At 34.0% G+C, this 6145-nt stretch carries 8 protein-coding genes; 6 read left to right on the forward strand and 2 right to left on the reverse strand.

The features are described 5' to 3' along the window. Positions 1–87: 87 nt before the first annotated feature. From PVK62_RS16885 to PVK62_RS16910, 6 genes are all read left to right on the forward strand, one after another. Complete coding sequence (locus PVK62_RS16885) at positions 88–948, forward strand: hypothetical protein (protein ID WP_274445622.1); 861 nt, start codon at positions 88–90, stop codon at positions 946–948. Between the two features lie 712 nt (positions 949–1660). Continuing rightward, the gene (locus tag PVK62_RS16890; protein ID WP_274449494.1) at positions 1661–2317 is read left to right on the forward strand and encodes a hypothetical protein; all 657 of its coding nucleotides are present in this window, start codon (positions 1661–1663) and stop codon (positions 2315–2317) included. Positions 2318–2470: 153 nt separating this feature from the next. Next, positions 2471–3037, forward strand: a complete 567-nt coding sequence (locus tag PVK62_RS16895; RefSeq protein WP_274445556.1) for a hypothetical protein — start codon at positions 2471–2473, stop codon at positions 3035–3037. Between the two features lie 134 nt (positions 3038–3171). Continuing rightward, a complete protein-coding gene (locus tag PVK62_RS16900) occupies positions 3172–3711 on the forward strand; it encodes a hypothetical protein (RefSeq protein WP_274445557.1) in 540 nt (179 codons plus the stop codon). 505 nt (positions 3712–4216) lie between these two features. Continuing rightward, on the forward strand, positions 4217–4717 hold the full coding sequence (locus PVK62_RS16905) for a hypothetical protein (RefSeq protein WP_274445558.1): 501 nt from the start codon (positions 4217–4219) through the stop codon (positions 4715–4717). Between the two features lie 314 nt (positions 4718–5031). Next, entirely contained in the window at positions 5032–5334 is a 303-nt protein-coding gene (locus tag PVK62_RS16910; RefSeq protein ID WP_274445560.1) for a hypothetical protein, read from the forward strand. A 133-nt stretch (positions 5335–5467) separates the two neighbouring features. Here PVK62_RS16910 and PVK62_RS16915 read toward each other — a convergent pair whose 3' ends face one another. Continuing rightward, positions 5468–5752, reverse strand: coding sequence for a type II toxin-antitoxin system RelE family toxin (locus PVK62_RS16915; RefSeq protein WP_012535033.1), 285 nt, complete (start codon positions 5750–5752; stop codon positions 5468–5470). After that, complete coding sequence (locus tag PVK62_RS16920; RefSeq protein WP_045103969.1) at positions 5742–5990, reverse strand: type II toxin-antitoxin system Phd/YefM family antitoxin; 249 nt, start codon at positions 5988–5990, stop codon at positions 5742–5744. Before PVK62_RS16920 ends, PVK62_RS16915 begins: the two co-directional genes overlap by 11 nt. Positions 5991–6145: the final 155 nt, after the last annotated feature.

A 6145-nucleotide genomic window follows, 5' to 3' on the forward strand; every position in this document is an offset into this window, starting at 1 on the left:
TAATTGGTTTTGTAAGTCAGTCTTTCGCACGTGTTATTGCGGCGTTATGCGGTTTATTGAGATTTGTCTGTAATTTAGGAATTTAAAATGTTAAAAAAAGTGATATTAATTTTTGGATTAGTATTTACATTTTCAGTCTTTTCTTCGGAAGCTACTGATGTGACTACTCAAGAAGTAATCGATAATGCGGAGGCTTTATCTGTTAATGATACAAGCTTTAAGGAAAAAGCAGAGCTTTATAAAATGCTATATGAAAACTCAAAAAATGCTAATGAACGCTTGATATCTACAATTCATTTAGTAATTGGACTGGTTGTTACATTTTTATTAGCGCTGTTCGGTACTCAATTTTTATTTAATTTCAAACTGAAGAAAGAAGAAATAAATGCTCTCCGAGCATCTAACACAAAACGAATTGATGATCTGTTCTATGAAAAAGAAAAGAACCTCAAAGATGAATTTAGTGGGTTTAAAGAAGAGGTTAACAAACTTACTTCAACACTTGCTGAGAAAGAGCAAGAAAAAAACAAACTGAAGTTTGAAAATATTGCAAAAGAGGCAGTTGTTTCACTTGATATTATTCAGCAGCGAATTGAATTAGTTGATATGAAGGCCGAAAAAAATGCAGGCGATATATGGGGAATTAAGGGTGTCAACAGTAATGCGTTAGGTCGATATGTTGATACTGCCATATTGGAATTGAAAAATGATCATGAAATAAAGTATACACTTTCAGACGTAATTCAAACTTTGGACAGTCAGGTTGAGCTTAGCGAGTTTAGGAAAGAACAGTTAGATGAATTGATTAATAAACTGCCTGATAAATATGAATCTCAAAAAGATTCAATAATTTCCAAGTTAAAAAAACTGAGAATTTATAAATATGTTGATGACCCTGTTAATATAGGGCAAAGGATTGAGAAAACGGTTTTCGATCCAGCCGCATAACAAATGCATCAACACGATTTGCTACATTCGGCATTCTAGGTTTCTTTTGGTTTATCGTATTAAGTGGTAAATTGAGCTTAATTTGCATGGCAGCAAACGTGTTATGCAGGCGTTGTGCGTACTGAGTCCGAATTTTTTTGTACGGTTCATCAAAAGGATCGCGGCTTTCATAGTTTCGGCTTAGTAAGCGTTCCTTTCTTCTTTATTGCCTTTTGGTTTTCGTTATTATTAGGTTCGGCAAATTGGCCCTTATTTCCCTAAGTTCAGGCGTTTCAGAAGCTATTTTACGCTTCAATTGTTCTTTGGTTATGCCTCATTTTAGTCTGCATCAGTGTTTTGCTCGCAGCATTTTCAATCCCAATTGTTGTTAGGATATTTGGTTTATCAGTTCCAAATCTGCTGAAACCAAACCGTTCAAATGGTGTAAGAAATGTATCTGTTTTCCATTCACTTTATCTCGCAGTTTAAGAACATTTTGTTCGCTTAATTGGCATCGGTAAATTAGAATCTAGGCTTAGAAAATCTTGGCAGGGCAGTTCTTTACCAAGTTTGCCAAGCCGAAAGTAAGCACGCACAACAATCGCATCAACACGATTTATTACATTCGGCGTTCTGGGTTTGCCTTTAGTTTTGTGATTAAGGCGGTTAAATTCAGGTTGGTTTGCATAGTAATAAACGTGTTATGCCAGCGTTATAACCCTTAGGAGACTTTATGACAATAATTTGGGCAGCAATAAGTGCGATTTTGGTTTTCTATTTTAGAGAGTCAATTAAACTCGCTCATAAACAACGGCATATAACATCTAAATTAGATGCTTATTTAACTCATTGGACGCTGAAAATCTTAGAGGGGAATGATTTCGAATTTAAGTTATCCAGTGTTGGGCTTCATTGGGCTGAGAAGCGTGAAAAATGTAAGAAGCTTGAAGATATATTGGCATTAGATAAAGAGTTTGAAGTCGGCGATTATTGGATGGTTTCTAATTCAATTGAACAGTATGTTTCTTCTGAAGTTGGTGGTTTTGAATATTGGGACACCGATTTAATTAAGCTTACGATTGATACTGAGTCGACAACATATACATATGATTATTCTGAAGCATCAGTAATGTTAGGTGTTTCTGAATCGCAAATGAAGAACTTTTTAGTTGTGCATTGTTGTCTTAGTAATAATCTGGATGGGCTTATTGACGAAAGAGATTACGATTTTTGGGATGCCAAAGGAAATCAATTGGTCATAACTTTAAATGATTCATCTGAACTAATATTTCAAACTTCAGATATATGTGAGTTGATGGTTAAAACAGAAAGTGTTGGTTGGAGTTATGAGGATTTAGTTAATTCTGCAAATGAGATAGTTGCTGACTAAGTCTAAACACACATAACAAATGCATCAACACGATTTGCTACATTCGGCGTTGTCGGTTTGCCTTTAGTTTCAGTGATTAAGGCAGTAAAATTCAGTTTAGTCTGTATCGTAGCAAACGTGTTATGCAGGCGTTATAAATTAAAGGGTATTATTGTGGCAATAAAAATAAGATGTCAATTATCAAAAACGAAAGGCTTATCTAAGATCCTTTACTTTTATGGATTAGACTATAGTGTCGTTGTTCATCCAACCATTCATGGTGAACCGATTTTAACCTCTCAAGCTTTTTATTATTTAGAGCATTTAGAATGTGTTGCTGAAGTTAGATTTGAAAATCATTCTGATCGAATGAGTGATCGAGAAATAGAGTATTTATTAGATAATTATCTGTTCGTTTATAGCACGACTGATGATAGTAGTAGAATTTCTACAAAAGTAACGGATATGAAATATGTAGTATCAAATAATCATATGTATTCATACTATGATCAAGGTTGTACAGAAGCTTTGATTCTTGATAAAGCAAATGATGAATCGGTTATTGATATAGAGACTATTGATTCTGATGATAATACTGACTTTAGTCATTGGTGTTTAATTGAAAACTATTCTGAATCAATAATAGATGATTATGTTAGTCAAATGGCTAAACTAATTGATAAAAAAGCCATAGTAAAGGTTTACCCGATGAAGATCGTGATGGATATTTTGGGAAAATAAAGTTAATTGAATGTAGAGATGGTCTACTTGATTATTATCAAGCTCAAAAATTAGATTACTCAATCACGCCAAGAGATATTAAGCCTAATCAAGAATATTTCACATTAGATAGTAGCTATAAGCATACTTCTGAATTGGTTATTCCAGTTGAGACGATAAAAAGTACAGCGTTATATAATCCATTACTATTATCGTATTATTTTTCCGGCTTAAAAGAGAGCAATCCTTTACAGGGTTTTGTTGGTTTTTATAATGTTCTTGAATATTCTTTTGAAGAAGCACCTTTATTGTTAAGTAAAAAAGCTAACATTGAAAGAGAACAACTAAAATGTGTGGTTGAATTAATATCAAATGAAAGTGAAATCTATGACTTTATATCTAAACAAGAGGGGGGATATAAAGTTCAGTTAACAAAATGCATAAAATCATCGTCTAGTGTTTCAATTAATGGTTTTGATTCTGATGATAAAGATAATTTAATCACAAATGTTGCAAATTGGTTGTACTCAATAAGGTGTGCTGTTGTTCATTCAAAAAAAACTCGGAAAGGCAAAACGACAGCAATATTTGAACCTTATACACCTGAATCAGATAATTTAAGCTTAGCAATTCCTTTAATTAAGTGGCTATCAATTCAGTGTATCTTCAAAGATAATCAACTTAGTAAAGTTTAATTTATAACAAATGCATCAACACGATTTGCTACATTCGGCATTCTAGATTTCTTTGGGTTTACCGCATTAAGTGGTAAATTTGGGCTTAATCTGCATGGTAGCAAACGTGTTATGCAGGCGTTATGTTTTCAATTTATTCCTCTAAACTTTACCTGATTTTCAGTTGCATAAGAGCTACAATTTGAGCATAATAAATATGTGACACGTGTCACATATTTAATGGTAATAGGGAGTTGTTATGCATTCAGTTAAAAATCTACATTGCCCTGTGTGTGAAGCAGAGTTTAATGGTGTATTAAAGGGAGTATTTTCTATCAAGCAGGCTTATAAGGTAAGCTGTCTTAACTGCTCCACTGTATTTGTGTTTTCTGATTCTACAGCGGAGTTTATCAATACGACGCTCCCTAAATCCTACTCACTTATTGAAACTACAACGCTTTAATAATTAAAATAGATGGCTATAAACAGTCTGTTTTTGATAAATAAACAATTTTCAGGAGGATATTTGGAGCAAATTCTTAAAGATGTAGTTTGTTGGTTTAGTTATATATATGAAGGTAATGCGGAAAAAGCTCAGTTAATATCAATATTAATTTCATCTATACTTGCCGTTATTGCTTTAATCGCAAATCAATGGATTATTAGACGTACTGCTCGTAATGAACTTATGTTGGATAAGTGCGAAAGAGGATATAATTTAGCCGTTCGATTGAATGTCTTAAGTATGGAGTGGATATCTTCAGTCATTAATCAAGATGAAACAAGCCACTTAGAATTTAAGGCGCAGTTTACTGGTGCAGCACAAGCACTTGAGGGTGTCTGCTCGCTCTATTTTGATGATATAGATTTTGATAAAGAAGTAATAGAGAAATTCTCTATGGTTATCTTTCATAATCGTAAATCGCTTAATATACCAAACCTAATGGAGATTCAATCTGAAATGGATAATATGCTCCGAAGTGTCCGTGAGTCATTTAAAGGTAAAAATCGGCAATACCAGCACTGAAAACATAACAAATGCATCAACACGATTTACTACATTCGGCGTTGTCAGTTTGCCTTTAGTTTCAGTGATTAAGGTAGTAAAATTCAGCTAGGTCTGTATCGTAGCAAACGTGTTATGCAGGCGTTATGCCTATTCAATATTAAGTATAAGGTGAAATAATGTTTTCAAAAATTTTAAGCTTTTTTAGCTGGATGCTCGGGTTGTGGACTAATTTATCAGATAAAGATAAGGAAAAAGTTGTTGTTATGATAGTCGACTCTTTTGGTCATATATTCAAAGCATTCTATCGTTCATCAAAGAAATCGGAGGATTAAATGAAAAATTTAAAAGATTTTCTTAATGCACCTGTAGACACTTCAGCTTCAAAAAATATAGCTCTGCAGAATGTATCCACTGAAATTAGAAATGCTATGTTAGTCAGTGGAAGTATCAGTTCTAAGAGTAAAGCCGAGAAATTCGGACAGGAAGTAACAAAGTTGGCTGGTAGCAAAGAGGTTATGTCTGAGCTTAGTGATAAAATAGGAATGCCATTATTGAATGAATCCGAAGACCAATTTGTAGCGAGAGCTAAACAGACATTTAAGAAAATTTTAATGGAGAGGTTGTCAGGGAAGTAGGCATAACAAATGCATCAACACGATTTGCTACATTCGGCATTCTAGGTTTCTTTTTGTTTACCGTATTAAGTGGTAAATTTGAGCTTAATCTGCATAGTAGCAAACGTGTTATGCAGGCGTTAAACCGCCATGGTCAAATTCTGTGCATCGCTTTTTTGTATACGTCGCTGCGTTCTCTTTTGCCAACAGCTAAAACGGTGACAATTATTACGTCATCTTCAACTTTGTATACTAATCGGTAACCAGACTGTCGTAGCTTAATTTTGTATAAATTATCAGCACCTGATAGCTTTGACGCAGGAACGTGAGGATTATCTAAGCGTTCTAATAGTTTTTTCTTAAATTGCTCACGAAGCGTTGCACCTAGTTTATTCCATTCTTTATATGCGCTCTTTTTGAAATCTAACTTATAAGTCATGGATGTTTACCGAAATAGTTTCTTCATTCTCTCGTTCTGCGGCAAGAGATAATAGTTCTAGATCTTCAACTCGATCCATCAAAAGTTCATAAGCTTCAGCTGGTACACAATAAAATGCAGGCTCATTTCTGTTAAGTACAGCAACAGCTTCGCCATAAGCACTTGAAGCAACTTTCATTGGGTTAGCTTTAAACTCGGTAATACTTGCTGCAACATCAGCTAAAATTCTAGTAGTCATAATGGTCTCTAATTAGGTTGATTATTCGGTCATTATAGCGTGTCATTGCGGTTTAACAAAGCAATCAACACGATTTATTACATTCGGCGTTGTAGGTTTGTCTTTGGTTTAGGTGTTTAAGGCGGTAAAATTCAGCTAAGTCGTCGTAGTAATAA

Source organism: Aliivibrio sp. S3MY1, from assembly GCF_028765575.1.
Taxonomy (GTDB): domain Bacteria; phylum Pseudomonadota; class Gammaproteobacteria; order Enterobacterales; family Vibrionaceae; genus Aliivibrio.

What these genes read in the sequence shown, in the direction of transcription:
- PVK62_RS16885 (WP_274445622.1), top strand. Translation starts at nt 88, where the DNA reads ATGTTAAAAAAAGTGATATTAATTTTTGGATTAGTATTTACATTTTCA.
- PVK62_RS16890 (WP_274449494.1), top strand. Translation starts at nt 1,661, where the DNA reads ATGACAATAATTTGGGCAGCAATAAGTGCGATTTTGGTTTTCTATTTT.
- PVK62_RS16910 (WP_274445560.1), top strand. Translation starts at nt 5,032, where the DNA reads ATGAAAAATTTAAAAGATTTTCTTAATGCACCTGTAGACACTTCAGCT.
- PVK62_RS16915 (WP_012535033.1), bottom strand. Translation starts at nt 5,752, where the DNA reads ATGACTTATAAGTTAGATTTCAAAAAGAGCGCATATAAAGAATGGAAT.
- PVK62_RS16920 (WP_045103969.1), bottom strand. Translation starts at nt 5,990, where the DNA reads ATGACTACTAGAATTTTAGCTGATGTTGCAGCAAGTATTACCGAGTTT.